Source organism: Streptomyces daghestanicus (genome assembly GCF_020521275.1).
Taxonomy (GTDB): domain Bacteria; phylum Actinomycetota; class Actinomycetes; order Streptomycetales; family Streptomycetaceae; genus Streptomyces; species Streptomyces griseoviridis.
On sequence record NZ_BNDX01000016.1, the window covers coordinates 156259 to 175836 of the forward strand.

The following is a 19578-nucleotide window of genomic DNA, read 5'->3' on the forward strand; positions in this document are numbered from 1 at the left end:
CCGCGGTACGGGAGTCAGTCCTCGCCGTACCGCGGATCGACCGTCTCCGGGGTGAGCCCCAGCAGGTCGGCGACCTGCTCGACCACCACCTCGTGCACGAGCAGGGCCCGTTCGTCCCGCCCCTTGGTGCGGATCTCGACCGGCCGCCGGTACACCACGACCCGCGCCTTGCGGCCGTCCCGGGCGGGCGCCGTGCCGCCCAGCGGCACCGCCTCGTCGCTCCAGACGTCACCCGCCTCGTCCAGCCGGGGCACCTCCAGGACGAGGAAATCGATGTCGGCGAGCTGCGGCCAGCGCCGCTCCAGCCGCTCCACGGAGTCCTGCACCAGGTCCGCGAACAGGTCGGCGCGGCTCGCGGCCAGCGGGACCTGCGGCGGTGCGATCGGGCCGCGCATGCCCCGGCCGTGGCGGTCACGGCGGCGGGGGCCGGGGGCGGCTTCGCGGGGCGTCACGGGGTTGTCCATCACCGGTGAAGGGTAGTCCTCGCGCGCTCCGGGCGCCGGGCTCCACACCGGCCGCGGGGGCCCGTCGCCCCGCCTGGGGCGACCGTTCCGGCCAAGGTCGGGGCTCGATTCCGTATCTCTCGGCCATCGGCGGCCTCGGGACGATTGATGCGGTTTGTGTGGGATCATGCCCTCCCGGTGGGCGCCCCGAGGGGGTACGTGTACGCGTCCGCGCAGGTCAGCGCGGTGCGTCGGAAAGGGAGTGTGGGGCGACTCACACCGCGACACGGGGGAGTGACCCGGTGGGGAGTCGTCGCGGCCCGCTCAAGAGTGCGGTACCGTCCAACATCGTGAGCCCTGTACGTCGCTGTTCGCGCACCGCTTGCGGCCGTCCCGCCGTAGCGACGCTGACGTACGTCTACGCCGACTCGACCGCCGTCCTCGGCCCGCTCGCCACCTACGCCGAACCCCACTGCTACGACCTGTGCGCCGAGCACTCCGAGCGCCTCACCGCGCCGCGCGGCTGGGAGGTCGTCCGGCTCCTCGACGGCTCCGCCCCGGCCCGCCCCAGCGGCGACGACCTGGAGGCGCTCGCCAACGCGGTGCGTGAGGCGGCCCGTCCCCAGGAGCGCGCCGCCGGAGCCGGCGGTACCCGGTCGGCCGACCCGATGGAGGTCGCGCGCCGGGGTCACCTGCGGGTCCTGCGGTCGCCCGACAACTGAGGTTCCGTACGGCGCCGTCACCGCCGCGCACCCTGCGCGCTCATTGACGCGTACTTGTCGCGGACACGACCATTCCCTTCGGTGGTGCCCCGGCGGCGAGAGATCGCTTCCGGGTGGCGGAACACGGGAGGCGTGGCGTGTACGTCCAGGAACTCGAACCCGTCCACGGCTCGCTCGGCCTGTCCGCCCTCGTGGCGGCCCTGCCCCTGGTGATCGTCCTCGTCCTGCTCGGCGGTGTCCGTGTGAAGGCCCATCGGGCGGGTCTCGTCGGCCTCCTGGCGGCCGTCCTGGTGGCCTGGCTCGCCTACGGCATGCCGCTCGGCCAGACGCTCTCCAGCGGCGTCCAGGGCGCCGCCTTCGGCCTCTTCCCCATCCTGTGGATCGTGGTCAACGCCCTGTGGGTGTACCGCATGACCGTCCGCACCCGGCACTTCGACGTCCTCCGCCGGTCCTTCGGCCGCCTCTCCGACGACCCGCGCGTCCAGGCGCTCGTCGTCGCCTTCTGCTTCGGCGCCCTGCTGGAGGCGCTCGCCGGGTTCGGGGCGCCCGTCGCCATCTGCTCGGTCATGCTCGTCGCCCTCGGCTTCGACCCGGTCCGCGCGGCGGTCGTCTCCCTGGTCGCCAACACCGCCCCGGTCGCCTTCGGTGCCATGGGCACCCCGGTGGTGACGCTGGCCCAGGTCACCGGTCTGCCGCTGGACGACGTCGCCTCCGTGGTCGGCCGCCAGACCCCGCTGCTGGCCCTGATCGTGCCGCTGCTGCTGGTCGGCCTGGTGGACGGGCGGCGCGGGCTGCGCGAGACCTGGGTGCCCGCGCTGGTCTGCGGAGCCGCCTTCGCCGCCGCCCAGTTCGCGGCCTCCAACTACGTCTCCGCCCAGCTCGCCGACATCGCCGCCGCCCTCGTCGGAGCGGGCGCCCTGGTCGCCGTACCGCACGCCCGCCGGCCCGCCGGCGAACCCGTACGCGCCTCGGTCCTGACCGGCGTACGCGCCGAGGGACTCGACGCCCGCGATCCCGTGCGGGAGGTCGCCCGCGCCTACGCCCCCTACGCGCTGATCGTCGTCGTCTTCTCGGTCGCGCAGCTCCCGGCGGTGAAGGACCGGCTGGCCGGCGCCACCCGGACGTACGACTGGCCGTTCCTCGACGTGGTGTCCGCGGACGGCGAACGGGTCGGTGGCAACGTCTTCACCTGGCCGGTCGTCGCCACCGGCGGCACGCTGGTGCTCTTCGCGGGGATGGTCACCGCCTTCGCCATCGGCGTGCACGCGCGCGTGGCGGTGAAGGAGTGGCTCGCCACCGTCCGCGAACTGCGCTTCGCCCTCCTCACCGTCACCTCCGTCCTCGCCCTCGCCCACGTCATGAACCTCTCCGGACAGGCCGCCACCATCGGCCACTTCGTCGCGGCGGCCGGCGCGGGCCTCGCCTTCCTCTCCCCGGTGCTCGGCTGGTTCGGCGTCGCCGTCTCCGGCTCCGACACCTCGGCCAACGCCCTCTTCGGCGCCCTCCAGGTGACCGCCGCGCGGGAGTCGGGCCTCTCACCGGAGCTGCTCGCCGCCGCCAACAGTTCCGGTGGTGTCCTCGGCAAGATGATCTCCCCGCAGAACCTCACCATCGCCTGCGCCGCCGTGGGCCTGGCCGGCCGCGAGGGCGACCTGCTCCGCACGGTGCTGCCCTGGAGCCTCGGCCTGCTGCTGGTGATGTGCCTGATCGTGGTCGGCCAGTCCTCGCCGGTCCTGGGCTGGACGCTGCCGTGACGACCGGACCGCCGGTGACTGCGGGTAGTTTGTGGCCGAGGAGCGGGGCCCCCGACCGCCGATGACGACCGACAGCACGTCCAGGAAGGCTGGCAGTGACTACTGACCCGACCGGTCCGACCGACCCGACCGATCCGACCGAGCCGTCAGCGCCCGTCGATCTGTCCCGGATCGTGAAGGCGTACGACGTACGCGGCGTGGTCCCGGACCAGTGGGACGAGTCGACGGCCGAGCTGTTCGGCGCCGCCTTCGTCCGGCTGACCGGCGCGCGCGCCGTGGTGACCGGCCACGACATGCGCCCTTCGTCCCCCGGCCTGTCCGGCGCGTTCGCGCGCGGCGCTGCGGCCCAGGGCGCCGACGTCACCGAGATCGGCCTGTGCTCCACCGACCAGCTGTACTACGCCTCCGGGGCGCTGGACCTGCCGGGCGCCATGTTCACCGCCTCGCACAACCCGGCCCGCTACAACGGCATCAAGCTGTGCCGCGCGGGTGCCGCCCCGGTCGGCCAGGACACCGGCCTCACCGAGATCCGCGCCCTGGTGGAGGGCTGGCTCACGACCGGCGCCCCCGCCCCGGCCGCCCGCCCCGGCACCCTCACCCGGCGCGACACGCTCGCCGACTACGCGGCCCACCTGCGCGGCCTGGTCGACCTGACCGCCATCCGCCCGCTGAAGGTCGTCGTCGACGCGGGCAACGGCATGGGCGGCCACACCGTCCCGTCGGTCTTCGCCGGCCTCCCCCTCGACCTGGTGCCGATGTACTTCGAACTGGACGGCACCTTCCCCAACCACGAGGCCAACCCCCTCGACCCGGACAACCTCGTCGACCTCCAGAAGCGCGTCCGCGAGGAGGGCGCCGACCTCGGCCTCGCCTTCGACGGCGACGCCGACCGCTGCTTCGTCGTCGACGAGAACGGCGACCCGGTCCCCCCGTCCGCCATCACCGCCCTGGTCGCCGCCCGCGAGCTGGCCCGCAACGGCGGCAGCGGCACGGTCATCCACAACCTGATCACCTCGTGGTCCGTCCCCGAGGTCGTCCGGGAGCACGGCGGCAGCCCGGTCCGCACCCGTGTCGGCCACTCCTTCATCAAGGCCGAGATGGCCCGCACCGGCGCCATCTTCGGCGGCGAGCACTCCGCCCACTACTACTTCCGCGACTTCTGGAACGCCGACACGGGCATGCTCGCCGCCCTGCACGTCCTCGCCGCCCTCGGCGGCCAGCAGGGCCCCCTCTCCGCCCTGGTCTCCTCCTACGACCGCTACGCCGGCTCCGGCGAGATCAACTCCACCGTCGCCGACCAGCAGGCCCGCCTCGCCGCGCTCCGCGCCGCCTACGAGGGCCGCCCCGGCATCACCCTGGACGACCTCGACGGCCTCACCGTCACCGCCGCCGACTGGTGGTTCAACGTCCGCCCGTCCAACACCGAACCCCTCCTCCGCCTGAACGCGGAGGCCCGCGACGAGGCGACGATGACCCGAATCCGCGACGAGGCCCTGACCCTGATCCGCACCTGACCGGGGGCCCTCGCCATCCCTCACGCCGCGGCAGGGGCCGGGCCGGCGCCCGTCCGGGCCGCCTGTCCTCGGCCGTGGGGCGGGCGGCCCGTTGCCCGTTCGGGAGCTGTCCGAGGCGCTCGTCCGGGCTGTGGGGCGGGTGGCCGAGACCCGTCCGGGAGCCGACCGTGCCGTCCTCCCCTCATGCCATGGCAGGGGCCGGGCCGGCGCCCGTCCGGGCCGCCTGTCCTCGGCCGTGGGGCGGGTGGCCGAGACCCGTCCGGGAGTTGCCCCCGGTCGCTCGTCCGGGCTGTGGGGTGGGGAGGGCCGGGGGTGTGCTGGGAGCCGACCGTGTCGTCCTCCCCTCATGCCGTGGCAGGGGTCGGGCCGGTGTCTGTCCGGGTCGTCTGTGCTCGGCCGTGGGGCGGGGGTGGCCGAGACCTGTCCGGGAGTTGCCCCCGGTCGCTCGTCCGGGCTGTGGGGTGGGAGGGCCGGGGGCGTGCTGGGAGCCGACCGTCCTCGCCGGGGCGCATGAGGGCCCCGGACCCGTCTGAGTGCCGACCGAGTCGACCGTCCCGGCCGCGGCCCGGGGCCTCGGCCTGCCGAGGAGCCGACCGGGTCCCCTGTCTTCGCCGTGACGAGGGAGAGCCTGAGCCCATCTGAGCCGGCCGAGCCGCCTACCCTCGCCGTGACGCGTGAAGGTCCTGGGGCCCCGCCCGCGGGCCGACCGAGCCGGCTCCCACGCCGTGACCCGGGAGGACCCGGGGCCGCCCACCTTCCGGCCGACCGAGTCGGGCGGTGTGTGGGCACAGGCCCGGGGGTCCGGGGGGGCGGAGCCCCCGGTACGGCCGGGACAACGCCCGCACCTCGGTCACCGCCCCCACCGGCGGTACCCTGACCAGCAGATCCACTCACCCTCACAGCCCCACCGAGCCCCGTACAACACCACCCCCGAAAGGACCCGCCATGCCCCTCGAAGCCGGCCTCCTGGACATCCTCGCCTGCCCGGCCTGCCACGCTCCCCTGGAGGAACAGTCCGAGGAACTCGTCTGCACCGGTCAGGACTGCGGCCTCGTCTACCCCGTCCGCGACGGCATCCCCGTCCTCCTCATCGACGAGGCCCGCCGCCCCGAGTAGCCCAGCCCCGCCGGATACGCAGCCCGGCCCCACCCGGGCCATGAGCCACCAGGCCGGCGCGGCCACCACGCGCCACCCAAGCCACGAGCCACCAGGCGGGCGCAGCCACCGGCACCGGCGCCCAGCCGAGGACCGAACCGGAAGGACCGGCCCCGCGCCCCGCCCCGGCGATCGGAGACCGCCGCACATGCTCGACGAAACCCTGCTCGACAACCCCGGGGGACTCACCGCCGCCGACCACCGCGGCCTCCTCCGCGGCGCCGCCGAATCCGGCGCCCGCGTCCGCACCGCCGCCCGCCTCGCCGCCGAGGCCGGCGTCCCCCAACTCCAACCCGACGGCCGCCCCCGCGCCGTCCTCATCGCCGGCCCCGGCGCCGCCGCCACCCACACCGCCGACCTCCTCGGCACCCTGGCCGGCCCCGGCAGCCCCGTCACCCGCCTCGCCCCCAGCGGCGTCGCCCCCGCCGCGGGCGCCCTGCGCTGGGACCTGCCCGGCTGGGCCGGCTCCGTGGACCTGCTCCTCGTCGCCACCCCCGACGGCACCGAGCCCGGCCTGTCCCTGCTCGCCGAAGCCGCCTACCGGCGCGGCTGCACCGTCGTAGCCGTAGCACCACCCGGCACGCCCCTCAGCGAGACCGTCGCCGGTTCCCACGGCCTGTTCCTCCCGATGGCCACGGCCTCCTACGACCACGAGGAACCCCTCGCCGCCTCCGCCCCCGGCGTCCTGTGGGCCCTGCTCACCCCCCTCCTCGCCCTCCTGGACCGCGTCGGCCTGCTCACCGCCCCGCCCGAGGCCCTGGAGAAGGTCGCCGACCGCCTCGACCAGGTCGCCGAACGCTGCGGCCCCGCCATCGCGACGTACAGCAACCCGGCCAAGACCCTCGCCGCCGAACTCGCCGACGCCCTCCCGGTCGTCTGGACCGAGGGGACCTCCGCGGGCCCCGCCGGCCGCCGTTTCGCCTCCGCGCTCGCCGAACTCTCCGGCACCCCGGCCGTCGTCGCCGAACTCCCCGAGGCCCTCGCCGCGCACAGCGTCCTGCTCGCGGGCCCGCTCGCCGCCGGCGCCGACCCCGACGACTTCTTCCGCGACCGCGTCGAAGAACCGTCCGCCCTGCACGCCCGCGTCGTCCTGCTGCGCGACCGCCCCCTCGGCGGCCTCACCGCCGCCCCCGCCGCCCGCGACCTCGCCCTCGGCCACGACACCCCGATCAGCGAACTCGAACCGGAGGAGGGCGGCGAACTGGAGACCCTCGCGGAACTGATCGCCATCACGGATTTCACCGCCGTTTACCTGGCGCTCGCCTCCGGCGCCTGATCTCGTAGGCACACCTCCCGCACGCAGCAAGCACACCGGCAGCAAGCACACCGGCAGAGAGAGCCCACGCAACGCCATGGACCGCCTCGACAACACCGTCCGCCCCTACGCCTGGGGCTCCACCACCGCGATCCCCGCCCTCCTCGGCACCGAGCCGACCGGCGAACCCCAGGCAGAGATGTGGATGGGCGCCCACCCAGGCGCCCCCTCGCGCACCGCCCGCGGCACCCTCGACGCGGTCATCGCGGCGGCCCCCGAACAGGAACTGGGCACCGCCACGGTCACCAGGTTCGGCCCCCGCCTGCCCTTCCTCCTCAAGATCCTCGCGGCCGGCGCCCCGCTCTCCCTCCAGGTCCACCCCGACCTGGAGCAGGCCCGCGAGGGCTACGACGACGAGGAACGCCGCGGCGTCCCCGCCGACGCCCCCCACCGCAACTACAAGGACGCCAACCACAAGCCCGAACTGATCTGCGCCCTCACCGAGTTCGACGGCCTGTGCGGCTTCCGCGCCCCCGCCGGGACGGCCGCCCTCCTCGACGGCCTGGGCGTCCCCTCCCTCAAGCCGTACGCCGACCTGCTGCGCGCCCACCCCGAGGACGCCGCCCTGCGCGAGGTCCTCACCGCCGTCCTCACGGCCGACCCCGACGGGATGTCCCGTACGGTCACCGAGACCGCCGCCGCCTGCGCCCGCCTCGGCGGCGTCTACGCCCCCTACGCCGACATCGCCCACCACTACCCGGGCGACCCCGGCGTCCTCGCCGCCCTGCTCCTCAACCACGTCCGGCTCCAGCCCGGCGAGGCCCTCTACCTCGGCGCCGGCGTCCCGCACGCCTACCTGAACGGCCTCGGTGTCGAGATCATGGCCAACTCCGACAACGTCCTGCGCTGCGGCCTGACCCCCAAGCACGTCGACGTCCCCGAACTGCTGCGCGTCGTCCGCTTCCGGCCCGCCGGCCCCGGCGTCCTGCGCCCCGAGGCGGCCCCCGACGGCGAGGAGGTCTACGAGACACCCATCGACGAGTTCCGCCTCTCCCGCCACGTCCTCCCCGAAGGCGCCCCCGCCCGCGACCTGACCCGCCCCGCCCCGCAGATCCTCCTCTGCACGGCCGGCACCGTCCGCGCGGGCGGCCAGGAACTGACCCCGGGCGCGTCCGTCTTCGTACCCGCCGGTGAAAAGACCGAACTGTCCGGAACCGGCACGGTCTTCCGGGCCACCGTCCGAGTCTGACGCGAACACGGCAGCCCGGTCCCGCACACCCCGCGCGACCGGGCTGCAACAATGGCCCACCGCAAAGGAAGGGCAAAGCCGGTCACCGGCCGAGCCCCCGGGCGGCTTACGCGGGCACCCGGCACGCGTAGGCAGACGAAGGCGAAGGGACAACGCGGCACATGAGCGCGTCAGGCGGAACCAAGGCGATCGTGGCGGCACTGGGCGCCAACCTCGCCATCGCGGTATCGAAATTCGTGGCGTTCCTCTTCAGCGGCTCGTCCTCGATGCTCGCCGAGTCGGTGCACTCACTCGCGGACTCGGGCAACCAGGCGCTGCTCCTCCTCGGCGGCAAGCGCGCCCAGCGCGAGGCCACCCCGCAACACCCCTTCGGCTACGGCCGCGAGCGCTACATCTACGCCTTCCTCGTCTCCATCGTCCTCTTCTCGGTCGGCGGCATGTTCGCCCTGTACGAGGGCTACGAGAAGATCAAGCACCCGCACGAGCTGGAGCACTGGTACTGGCCGGTGGGCGTCCTGGTCTTCGCGATCATCGCCGAGGGCTTCTCCTTCCGGACGGCCATCAAGGAGTCCAACACCCTGCGCGGCAAGCAGTCCTGGACGGAGTTCGTCCGCCGCGCCAAGGCCCCCGAGCTGCCGGTCGTCCTCCTGGAGGACTTCGGCGCGCTCGTCGGCCTGGTCCTCGCCCTGGGCGGCGTCGGCCTCGCCCTGCTCACCGGCGACGGCGTCTGGGACGGCGTCGGCACCCTCTGCATCGGCATCCTGCTCATCCTGATCGCGCTCGTCCTGGCCGCCGAGACCAAGTCCCTGCTGCTCGGCGAGTCCGCCGGCACCGAGGCGGTCGAGCGGATCGAGTCCGCGATCGTCGCCGGCGACACGGTCACCGGCGTCATCCACATGCGCACCCTCCACCTCGGCCCCGAGGAACTCCTCGTAGCCGCCAAGATCGCTGTCCGCCACGACGGCGGCGCCACCGAGATCGCCTCCGCCATTGACGCCGCCGAGGCCCGCATCCGCGACGCCGTACCGATCGCCCGCGTGATCTACCTGGAGCCGGACATCTACAGCGAGGCGGAAGCGGCCAAGGGCCCTGACCGCGAGGCCACCCCCGGCGGCCCGGTCACCCCTCCCGCCGGACACTGACCCGCCCCGCCGTCACCCACCACCGCCTTCGAACACGGATGTGTCCGAATGTGTTCGGAGGCGGACTGGGGACGACGGCGGCACCGGTGTAGCTTGGGACGGAGCCAGACGTCGCTGCTGATGGCGGTCGGGCGGCCCCCACGGGCCGGCCGAGGGAGAGAGGGCCTCCGACGGACTGCGCTGCGCACGCGGGCATGCCTGTGTCCTCTTCGGGGCACCCCTGTGTCCGCCGCCGCGCAGATCAGCCGTACCCACCTCGACCCGATCCCGAGGAGCAGCTCGTAATGACGACTGTCGACAACCGGCAGGACTTCAAGGTCGCCGACCTCTCCCTGGCCGCCTTCGGCCGCAAGGAGATCACCCTCGCCGAGCACGAGATGCCCGGCCTGATGGCGATCCGCAAGGAGTACGCCGAGGCGCAGCCCCTCGCCGGCGCCCGCGTCACCGGCTCCCTGCACATGACCGTGCAGACCGCCGTCCTCATCGAGACCCTGGTCGCCCTGGGCGCCCAGGTCCGCTGGGCCTCCTGCAACATCTTCTCCACCCAGGACCACGCCGCCGCGGCCATCGCCGTCGGCCCGAACGGCACCCCGGAGAACCCCCAGGGCGTCCCGGTCTTCGCCTGGAAGGGCGAGACCCTGGAGGAGTACTGGTGGTGCACGGAGCAGGCCCTGACCTGGCCGGACAGCCCCACCGGCGGCCCGAACATGATCCTGGACGACGGCGGCGACGCCACCCTCCTCGTCCACCAGGGCGTCGAGTACGAGAAGGCCGGCAAGGTCCCCTCGCCCGACACCGCCGAGAACGAGGAGCACCGGGTCATCCTGGAACTCCTGAACCGCACCATCACCGACGGCTCCCAGAAGTGGACCCAGCTCGCCTCGGAGATCCGCGGCGTGACCGAGGAGACCACGACCGGTGTCCACCGCCTGTACGAGATGCAGCGCGACGGCACCCTCCTGTTCCCGGCGATCAACGTCAATGACGCCGTCACCAAGTCGAAGTTCGACAACAAGTACGGCTGCCGCCACTCCCTGATCGACGGCATCAACCGCGCCACCGACGTCCTCATCGGCGGCAAGACCGCGGTCGTCTGCGGCTACGGCGACGTGGGCAAGGGCTGCGCGGAGTCCCTGCGCGGCCAGGGCGCCCGCGTCATCGTCACCGAGATCGACCCGATCTGCGCCCTCCAGGCGGCGATGGACGGCTACCAGGTCACCACGCTGGACGAGGTGGTCGACAAGGCCGACATCTTCATCACCACGACCGGCAACAAGGACATCATCATGGCCTCGGACATGGCCAAGATGAAGCACCAGGCCATCGTCGGCAACATCGGCCACTTCGACAACGAGATCGACATGGCCGGCCTCGCCAAGATCCCCGGCATCGTCAAGGACGAGGTCAAGCCGCAGGTCCACACCTGGACCTTCCCCGACGGCAAGGTCCTCATCGTGCTCTCCGAGGGCCGCCTGCTCAACCTGGGCAACGCCACCGGCCACCCGTCGTTCGTGATGTCCAACTCCTTCGCGGACCAGACGCTGGCCCAGATCGAGCTGTTCACCAAGCCCGACGAGTACCCGACCGGTGTCTACGTGCTGCCCAAGCACCTCGACGAGAAGGTCGCCCGGCTCCACCTCGACGCCCTCGGCGTCAAGCTGACCACGCTCCGCCCGGAGCAGGCCGAGTACATCGGCGTGCAGGTCGAAGGCCCGTACAAGCCGGACCACTACCGCTACTGAGCCCGGCCCGCCGGGCGCGTATCCGTGCACGGACACGCGCCCGGCGCCGGATCCTCCGAGAACAGGCCCCCGCACCCCCGTGCCGGGGGCCTGCCCCGTCGGTGGACCGGCAGCACCGGCCAGCCCGTCACGACCCAGGACCCCCATGCCCCGCGGCCGTTATTCGCTCCACGACCCGCACGATCACACCCCCTTCGCCGAAGAACACTTCCAGTGCGCCCCCGGCCCGTCCGGCTGGCGCTACGTCTCCCAGCGGGTCACGGCCGCCGGCCACCCCGGCGGCTCCGTCGACCTCACCCTCGACGAGCTCGGCCGCCCGCTCCGCCTCGAACTCCACACCGCCGACTGGCAGGTCCGCGGCGCGGCCCTCGACGGCGTCACCTGGGTCCGCTCCGACACCACCGGAACCCACGCCACCGAAGGCAATGTGCGCGCCCACGCCTTCACCGGCACCAGCCCGGCCTTCCTCGTCGCCACCGCCCGTCTCCTGCGCCTCACCCCCTCCCCCTCAGCAACCCGCGTACGCCTCGTGGACCTCACGGAACCGGTCCTCGCCCCCCGCACCGTGGACCAGTCCTGGGCCTTGCTGAAAAGAGAAGCACACGCCACTGACAGTGGCCCCCTCACCGTCGACGAATACCAGGTCACAGCCCTGGACACGGGCGAGCAGCACACCGTCCACCTGGCCGGCGACGTGGTCCTCGCGGCCCCCGGCGTCGAACTCGAGGACCTGGAAACCCCGCCGTCCGTCTTCCCCTGACCCGGTTTCCGTCGACCGCCCTGAGACGCCTACGCCGGCGGCACGAAGCCGGTGGCCGACCGGCTCTCGGCCGCCCCCGCTTCCGACGCCTCACCCCATGCCGACGAACGGCGCACCCCGCCTTCCGCCGGCTTCTCGACCCGCGACGGCGGCTCCGGCGGCTCCGGCGAGGACGGCGAGAGCGGCACCGGAGCACCCCCCACCGGGGACCAGGCACCCCCGCCCGCGGCGACCGCCCCGCCCGGCACGACCGACCCGGCCCCGAAGGCCCGCCGCGCCTCCCGCGCCTGCCGTTCCTGCAGCACCGCCGCCAGGTACGCGGCTGCTGCGACACCCTGCGGCACCGGAGCCCCCGTACGCGCCGCGACGTCGGCGGCGAGCCGACCCGCCATGGCCTGGCCGACCTGCGCGTCCAACTGCCCCACCCGCGTCAGGTACTGCCGTACCGCCAGCCACAGATCGTCCGGCACCGCCGACAGATCCAGCTCCGAGAACCGCCCCGCCAGCCACGGCGGAGGCGGCGGCACGAACCCGCCGGGACCCGCCGGCACCCGTTCCCGCACCACCAGCGTCCCGGCGAACACGTCGCCGATCCGCCGCCCCCGCGCGGACACCAGCGAGGCGATACAGGCGGCGACCCCGAAGGTCATCAGGATCTCGATCACCCCGATCAGCCCCCGCACCAGCGCGTGCCGGAACCGGATCGGTCCCCCGTCGTCCCGCACCACCCGCAGGCCGCACACCATCTTCCCGAGCGACCGTCCGTGGCTGAGCGTCTCGACCGCGATCGGCGCACCCACCAGCAGCAGGGCGAAAGCCGCCACCGACAGCGCCGTCTGCGCCGCCGTGTCCAGGGACGACGTGGCCGCGACGAGGGCGATGGTCACCGCCACATAGACCGCCACGGCCACCGCCAGGTCGAGCAGCACGGCCAACGCCCTGCTGGGCAGTTTCGCGGGGCGCAGTTCCAACGCCACCGCCTCGCCGGTCACCAGCTCACTCACGCCTGCCGCCCTTCCCCTGACCTGCCCCCGACACCGCCAGTCTGCCAAGCTGAGCACGCATCGCGCCGCAGTACGACAAGCTGATCCATGACGGTCCCCCGACGAACAGCCGAGGAGCAGACACACCGATGGACCTCGACGTCTTCGTCGCCGCCCACCGAGCGGAGTGGGACCGTCTCGACACCCTGCTCAAGCGGCAGCGCCACCTCACCGGTGCCGAGGTGGACGAGCTCGTCACCCTCTACCAGCGCACGGCCACCCATCTCTCCCTGATCCAGTCCAGTGCCCCGGACCCCCGGCTGACCGGCCGGCTCAGCCAGCTCGTGGCACGCGCGCGTGCCGCCGTCACTGGCGCCCGTCGCGCCTCATGGCGCGACGTCACCCGCTTCCTCACCCACGTCTTCCCGGCCGCCGTCTACAAGGCACGCCACTGGTGGGTCCCCACGGCGCTGCTCTCCACGGCCGTGGCCGCCCTCCTCGGCTGGTGGATCGGCACCCACCCGGAAGTCCGGTCGACCCTCGCGGCCCCGAGCGAACTACGTGACCTCACCCGCCCCGGCGGCCAGTACGAGGCGTACTACTCCACCCATCCGGCGACCTCCTTTGCCGCCCAGGTCTGGACGAACAACGCCTGGGCCGCCGCGCTCTGCCTGATCCTCGGCGTCTTCCTGGGCTTGCCGGTCCTCTGGATCCTCTTCCAGAACATGCTCAACCTCGGCATCGGCTTCGGTCTGATGTCCTCGGCCGGCCGCCTCGACACCTTTCTCGGCCTCGTCCTCCCGCACGGCCTCCTCGAACTGACCGCGGTCTTCGTCGCCGCCGGCACCGGCATGCGCCTCGGCTGGACCGTGATCGACCCCGGCCCCCGCACCCGCCGCACGGCGCTCGCCGAGGAAGGCCGAGCAGCCCTCGGCATGGCGATCGGTCTGGCCCTCGTCCTGTTCGTCTCCGGCGCCATCGAAGGCTTCGTCACCCCCTCCGGCCTCCCCACCTGGGCCCGTCTGACCATCGGGATCCTGGCGGAACTGGCCTTCCTGGCCTACGTGTACGTCCTCGGCGGCCGAGCCGTCCGCGCCGGAGAAACCGGCGACGTCGACGCCACCGAGCGCAGCGCGACCGTGCCGACAGCCGCCTGATGTGCGCGCACGGCCGACGAGCTGCTAATCTCCTCTTCGCCCCGCAAGAGCCGTTGACACGGCTGGCGCGAGGAGGTAGATTCGAACAGTTGCCTGCTGGAGGCTGAGCCCCGGGGTAACCGAACGTAACTATCAGCTTCTCGAACTCTCCATACGAGTTCCGAGGAAGCGCCCCCGATGAAATCGGAAACGGAACGCCGGTTCAGACCGGCCGAAAGCTTCTGATAAAGTCGGAACCGCCGGAAAGGGAAACGCGGAAGCGGGAACCTGGAAAGCACCGAGGAAATCGGGTCGGAAAGATCTGATAGAGTCGGAAACGCAAGACCGAAGGGAAGCGCCCGGAGGAAAGCCTGAGAGAGTCTCTCGGGTGAGTACAAAGGAAGCGTCCGTTCCTTGAGAACTCAACAGCGTGCCAAAAGTCAACGCCAGATATGTTGATACCCCGTCTCCAGCTTCTGCTGGGGCGAGGTTCCTTTGAAGAAAAATACAGCGAGGACGCTGTGAACGGTCGGATTATTCCTCCGGCTGTTCCGCTCCCGTGAGCTGTTGAAGCATTCACGGAGAGTTTGATCCTGGCTCAGGACGAACGCTGGCGGCGTGCTTAACACATGCAAGTCGAACGATGAACCACTTCGGTGGGGATTAGTGGCGAACGGGTGAGTAACACGTGGGCAATCTGCCCTGCACTCTGGGACAAGCCCTGGAAACGGGGTCTAATACCGGATAATACTTCTCCTCGCATGGGGAGGGGTTGAAAGCTCCGGCGGTGCAGGATGAGCCCGCGGCCTATCAGCTTGTTGGTGAGGTAGTGGCTCACCAAGGCGACGACGGGTAGCCGGCCTGAGAGGGCGACCGGCCACACTGGGACTGAGACACGGCCCAGACTCCTACGGGAGGCAGCAGTGGGGAATATTGCACAATGGGCGAAAGCCTGATGCAGCGACGCCGCGTGAGGGATGACGGCCTTCGGGTTGTAAACCTCTTTCAGCAGGGAAGAAGCGAAAGTGACGGTACCTGCAGAAGAAGCGCCGGCTAACTACGTGCCAGCAGCCGCGGTAATACGTAGGGCGCAAGCGTTGTCCGGAATTATTGGGCGTAAAGAGCTCGTAGGCGGCTTGTCGCGTCGGTTGTGAAAGCCCGGGGCTTAACCCCGGGTCTGCAGTCGATACGGGCAGGCTAGAGTTCGGTAGGGGAGATCGGAATTCCTGGTGTAGCGGTGAAATGCGCAGATATCAGGAGGAACACCGGTGGCGAAGGCGGATCTCTGGGCCGATACTGACGCTGAGGAGCGAAAGCGTGGGGAGCGAACAGGATTAGATACCCTGGTAGTCCACGCCGTAAACGGTGGGCACTAGGTGTGGGCAACATTCCACGTTGTCCGTGCCGCAGCTAACGCATTAAGTGCCCCGCCTGGGGAGTACGGCCGCAAGGCTAAAACTCAAAGGAATTGACGGGGGCCCGCACAAGCGGCGGAGCATGTGGCTTAATTCGACGCAACGCGAAGAACCTTACCAAGGCTTGACATACACCGGAAAACCCTGGAGACAGGGTCCCCCTTGTGGTCGGTGTACAGGTGGTGCATGGCTGTCGTCAGCTCGTGTCGTGAGATGTTGGGTTAAGTCCCGCAACGAGCGCAACCCTTGTCCCGTGTTGCCAGCAGGCCCTTGTGGTGCTGGGGACTCACGGGAGACCGCCGGGGTCAACTCGGAGGAAGGTGGGGACGACGTCAAGTCATCATGCCCCTTATGTCTTGGGCTGCACACGTGCTACAATGGCCGGTACAATGAGCTGCGATACCGTGAGGTGGAGCGAATCTCAAAAAGCCGGTCTCAGTTCGGATTGGGGTCTGCAACTCGACCCCATGAAGTCGGAGTCGCTAGTAATCGCAGATCAGCATTGCTGCGGTGAATACGTTCCCGGGCCTTGTACACACCGCCCGTCACGTCACGAAAGTCGGTAACACCCGAAGCCGGTGGCCCAACCCCTTGTGGGAGGGAGCTGTCGAAGGTGGGACTGGCGATTGGGACGAAGTCGTAACAAGGTAGCCGTACCGGAAGGTGCGGCTGGATCACCTCCTTTCTAAGGAGCACATGGCCGACTGCAAGCAAATGTCTTGCACGGTTGCTCATGGGTGGAACGTTGACTATTCGGCACTCTTGACCGGCTTCTGGTTCCTAGTACTGCTTCGGCGTGGAACGGGACGAGGAGAGGGCGGGAGTGTCGGGCACGCTGTTGGGTGTCTGAGGGTACGGCCGTGAGGTCGCCTTCAGTTGCCGGCCCCAGTGAACTCGGGTTGTTGTCCCGGGGTGGTGGGTGGTTGGTCGTTGTTTGAGAACTGCACAGTGGACGCGAGCATCTGTGGCCAAGTTTTTAAGGGCGCACGGTGGATGCCTTGGCACCAGGAACCGATGAAGGACGTGGGAGGCCACGATAGGCCCCGGGGAGTCGTCAACCAGGCTTTGATCCGGGGGTGTCCGAATGGGGAAACCCGGCAGTCGTCATGGGCTGTCACCCTTGCCTGAACACATAGGGCAAGTGGAGGGAACGCGGGGAAGTGAAACATCTCAGTACCCGCAGGAAGAGAAAACAACCGTGATTCCGGGAGTAGTGGCGAGCGAAACCGGATGAGGCCAAACCGTATGCGTGTGAGACCCGGCAGGGGTTGCGTATACGGGGTTGTGGGATCTCTCTTTCACAGTCTGCCGGCTGTGAGGCGAGTCAGAAACCGTTGATGTAGGCGAAGGACATGCGAAAGGTCCGGCGTAGAGGGTAAGACCCCCGTAGTCGAAACGTCAGCGGCTCGTTTGAGAGACACCCAAGTAGCACGGGGCCCGAGAAATCCCGTGTGAATCTGGCGGGACCACCCGCTAAGCCTAAATATTCCCTGGTGACCGATAGCGGATAGTACCGTGAGGGAATGGTGAAAAGTACCGCGGGAGCGGAGTGAAATAGTACCTGAAACCGTGTGCCTACAAGCCGTGGGAGCGTCGGGTGAGCACTTGTGCTTGCCTCGTGACTGCGTGCCTTTTGAAGAATGAGCCTGCGAGTTTGCGGTGTGTTGCGAGGTTAACCCGGGTGGGGTAGCCGTAGCGAAAGCGAGTCCGAACAGGGCGTTTGAGTAGCACGCTCAAGACCCGAAGCGGAGTGATCTAGCCATGGGCAGGTTGAAGCGGAGGTAAGACTTCGTGGAGGACCGAACCCACCAGGGTTGAAAACCTGGGGGATGACCTGTGGTTAGGGGTGAAAGGCCAATCAAACTCCGTGATAGCTGGTTCTCCCCGAAATGCATTTAGGTGCAGCGTCGTGTGTTTCTTGCCGGAGGTAGAGCACTGGATAGGCGATGGGCCCTACCGGGTTACTGACCTTAGCCAAACTCCGAATGCCGGTAAGTGAGAGCGCGGCAGTGAGACTGTGGGGGATAAGCTCCATGGTCGAGAGGGAAACAGCCCAGAGCATCGACTAAGGCCCCTAAGCGTACGCTAAGTGGGAAAGGATGTGGAGTCGCAGAGACAACCAGGAGGTTGGCTTAGAAGCAGCCACCCTTGAAAGAGTGCGTAATAGCTCACTGGTCTAGTGATTCCGCGCCGACAATGTAGCGGGGCTCAAGCGTACCGCCGAAGTCGTGTCATTGCAGCTATAGGGCCAACGCCTGCTGTGATGGGTAGGGGAGCGTCGTCTGCCGGGTGAAGCAGCCGTGTAAGCGAGTTGTGGACGGTTGACGAGTGAGAATGCAGGCATGAGTAGCGATACACACGTGGGAAACGTGTGCGCCGATTGACTAAGGGTTCCTGGGTCAAGCTGATCTGCCCAGGGTAAGTCGGGACCTAAGGCGAGGCCGACAGGCGTAGTCGATGGATAACCGGTTGATATTCCGGTACCCGCTGTGAAGCGTCAAACATCGAGCATCGTGATGCTAAGGCCGTGAAGCCGTTCCGGACCCTTCGGGGGATGGAAAGTGGTGGAGCCGCCGGCCCAAGCGGTTAGTAGGTGAGTGATGGGGTGACGCAGGAAGGTAGTCCATCCCGGGCGGTGGTTGTCCCGGGGTAAGGGTGTAGGACGTCAGGTAGGTAAATCCGCCTGGCAATAGTCTGAGACCTGATGCCGAGCCGATTGTGGTGAAGTGGATGATCCTATGCTGTCGAGAAAAGCCTCTAGCGAGTTTCATGGCGGCCCGTACCCTAAACCGACTCAGGTGGTCAGGTAGAGAATACCGAGGCGTTCGGGTGAACTATGGTTAAGGAACTCGGCAAAATGCCCCCGTAACTTCGGGAGAAGGGGGGCCACGTCTGGTGATGATCTTTACGGTCTGAGCTGGGTGTGGCCGCAGAGACCAGCGAGAAGCGACTGTTTACTAAAAACACAGGTCCGTGCGAAGCCGTAAGGCGATGTATACGGACTGACGCCTGCCCGGTGCTGGAACGTTAAGGGGACCGGTTAGCTCCATTTCGGTGGGGCGAAGCTGAGAACTTAAGCGCCAGTAAACGGCGGTGGTAACTATAACCATCCTAAGGTAGCGAAATTCCTTGTCGGGTAAGTTCCGACCTGCACGAATGGCGTAACGACTTCTCGACTGTCTCAACCATAGGCCCGGTGAAATTGCACTACGAGTAAAGATGCTCGTTTCGCGCAGCAGGACGGAAAGACCCCGGGACCTTTACTACAGTTTGATATTGGTGTTCGGTTCGGCTTGTGTAGGATAGCTGGGAGACTGTGAACTCTGGACGCCAGTTCAGGGGGAGTCGTCGTTGAAATACCAGTCTGGTCGTGCTGGATGTCTAACCTGGGTCCGTGATCCGGATCAGGGACAGTGTCTGATGGGTAGTTTAACTGGGGCGGTTGCCTCCTAAAGAGTAACGGAGGCGCCCAAAGGTTCCCTCAGCCTGGTTGGTAATCAGGTGTTGAGTGTAAGTGCACAAGGGAGCTTGACTGTGAGACCGACGGGTCGAGCAGGGACGAAAGTCGGGACTAGTGATCCGGCGGTGGCTTGTGGAAGCGCCGTCGCTCAACGGATAAAAGGTACCCCGGGGATAACAGGCTGATCTTCCCCAAGAGTCCATATCGACGGGATGGTTTGGCACCTCGATGTCGGCTCGTCGCATCCTGGGGCTGGAGTCGGTCCCAAGGGTTGGGCTGTTCGCCCATTAAAGCGGTACGCGAGCTGGGTTTAGAACGTCGTGAGACAGTTCGGTCCCTATCCGCTGTGCGCGTAGGAGTCTTGAGAAGGGCTGTCCCTAGTACGAGAGGACCGGGACGGACGAACCTCTGGTGTGCCAGTTGTTCTGCCAAGGGCATGGCTGGTTGGCTACGTTCGGGAGGGATAACCGCTGAAAGCATCTAAGCGGGAAGCCTGCTTCGAGATGAGGACTCCCACCCCCTTTGAGGGGTTAAGGCTCCCAGTAGACGACTGGGTTGATAGGCCAGATCTGGAAGCACCGTGAGGTGTGGAGGTGACTGGTACTAATAGGCCGAGGGCTTGTCCTCAGTTGCTCGCGTCCACTGTGTTGGTTCTGAAACCACGAACAGCCATGTAGTGCTGGTTGTTGTTTGTTTCATAGTGTTTCGGTGGTCATAGCGTTAGGGAAACGCCCGGTTACATTCCGAACCCGGAAGCTAAGCCTTTCAGCGCCGATGGTACTGCAGGGGGGACCCTGTGGGAGAGTAGGACACCGCCGAACAGTTTTTGTCGGGGAACCCCGCACCTT

General features: G+C 68.9%; 12 protein-coding genes and 3 rRNA genes. 13 read left to right on the forward strand and 2 right to left on the reverse strand.

Annotated elements, in window-relative coordinates; genetic code table 11:
- Positions 1 to 14 precede the first annotated feature (14 nt).
- A complete protein-coding gene (locus Sdagh_RS27555) occupies positions 15 to 464 on the reverse strand; it encodes a metallopeptidase family protein (protein ID WP_189414825.1) in 450 nt (149 codons plus the stop codon).
- Between the two features lie 281 nt (positions 465 to 745).
- Here Sdagh_RS27555 and Sdagh_RS27560 point away from each other — a divergent pair, with 281 nt between their 5' ends.
- The 9 genes from Sdagh_RS27560 to Sdagh_RS27600 all read left to right on the forward strand — a co-directional run bounded on the left by Sdagh_RS27560 (position 746) and on the right by Sdagh_RS27600 (position 11736).
- A complete protein-coding gene (locus Sdagh_RS27560; RefSeq protein ID WP_189414786.1) occupies positions 746 to 1165 on the forward strand; it encodes a DUF3499 domain-containing protein in 420 nt (139 codons plus the stop codon).
- A gap of 137 nt (positions 1166 to 1302) precedes the next feature.
- A complete protein-coding gene (locus Sdagh_RS27565) occupies positions 1303 to 2919 on the forward strand; it encodes an L-lactate permease (protein WP_190078567.1) in 1617 nt (538 codons plus the stop codon).
- A 161-nt stretch (positions 2920 to 3080) separates the two neighbouring features.
- On the forward strand, positions 3081 to 4433 hold the full coding sequence (locus Sdagh_RS27570) for a phosphomannomutase/phosphoglucomutase (protein ID WP_190009291.1): 1353 nt from the start codon (positions 3081 to 3083) through the stop codon (positions 4431 to 4433).
- 945 nt (positions 4434 to 5378) lie between these two features.
- Complete coding sequence (locus Sdagh_RS27575; RefSeq protein WP_190078568.1) at positions 5379 to 5549, forward strand: Trm112 family protein; 171 nt, start codon at positions 5379 to 5381, stop codon at positions 5547 to 5549.
- 187 nt (positions 5550 to 5736) lie between these two features.
- A complete protein-coding gene (locus Sdagh_RS27580; protein WP_190078569.1) occupies positions 5737 to 6864 on the forward strand; it encodes an SIS domain-containing protein in 1128 nt (375 codons plus the stop codon).
- A gap of 76 nt (positions 6865 to 6940) precedes the next feature.
- Complete coding sequence (gene manA / locus Sdagh_RS27585; RefSeq protein ID WP_189414790.1) at positions 6941 to 8092, forward strand: mannose-6-phosphate isomerase, class I; 1152 nt, start codon at positions 6941 to 6943, stop codon at positions 8090 to 8092.
- Positions 8093 to 8253: 161 nt separating this feature from the next.
- Positions 8254 to 9234 carry a cation diffusion facilitator family transporter gene (locus Sdagh_RS27590; protein ID WP_190078570.1) on the forward strand — a complete coding sequence of 327 codons (981 nt, stop codon included), beginning with the start codon at positions 8254 to 8256 and terminating at the stop codon, positions 9232 to 9234.
- 284 nt (positions 9235 to 9518) lie between these two features.
- Positions 9519 to 10976 carry an adenosylhomocysteinase gene (gene ahcY, locus Sdagh_RS27595; RefSeq protein ID WP_189414792.1) on the forward strand — a complete coding sequence of 486 codons (1458 nt, stop codon included), beginning with the start codon at positions 9519 to 9521 and terminating at the stop codon, positions 10974 to 10976.
- Between the two features lie 145 nt (positions 10977 to 11121).
- Positions 11122 to 11736 carry a hypothetical protein gene (locus Sdagh_RS27600; RefSeq protein WP_190009249.1) on the forward strand — a complete coding sequence of 205 codons (615 nt, stop codon included), beginning with the start codon at positions 11122 to 11124 and terminating at the stop codon, positions 11734 to 11736.
- 29 nt (positions 11737 to 11765) lie between these two features.
- Here Sdagh_RS27600 and Sdagh_RS27605 read toward each other — a convergent pair whose 3' ends face one another.
- Positions 11766 to 12740 (reverse strand): RDD family protein, encoded by a 975-nt coding sequence (locus Sdagh_RS27605; protein ID WP_189414794.1) that lies wholly within the window; start codon positions 12738 to 12740, stop codon positions 11766 to 11768.
- A gap of 128 nt (positions 12741 to 12868) precedes the next feature.
- Between Sdagh_RS27605 and Sdagh_RS27610 the strand changes: the two genes are divergently transcribed.
- The 4 genes from Sdagh_RS27610 (at position 12869) to rrf (ending at position 19551) form a co-directional block, all read left to right on the forward strand.
- Positions 12869 to 13876 (forward strand): stage II sporulation protein M, encoded by a 1008-nt coding sequence (locus tag Sdagh_RS27610; RefSeq protein WP_190078571.1) that lies wholly within the window; start codon positions 12869 to 12871, stop codon positions 13874 to 13876.
- Between the two features lie 554 nt (positions 13877 to 14430).
- Positions 14431 to 15955: ribosomal RNA gene (locus tag Sdagh_RS27615) — 16S ribosomal RNA — on the forward strand.
- 281 nt (positions 15956 to 16236) lie between these two features.
- A 23S ribosomal RNA gene (locus tag Sdagh_RS27620) occupies positions 16237 to 19357 on the forward strand.
- Between the two features lie 77 nt (positions 19358 to 19434).
- Positions 19435 to 19551 (forward strand): 5S ribosomal RNA (gene rrf, locus Sdagh_RS27625).
- The 16S, 23S and 5S rRNA genes sit together here, the layout of an rRNA operon.
- Positions 19552 to 19578: the final 27 nt, after the last annotated feature.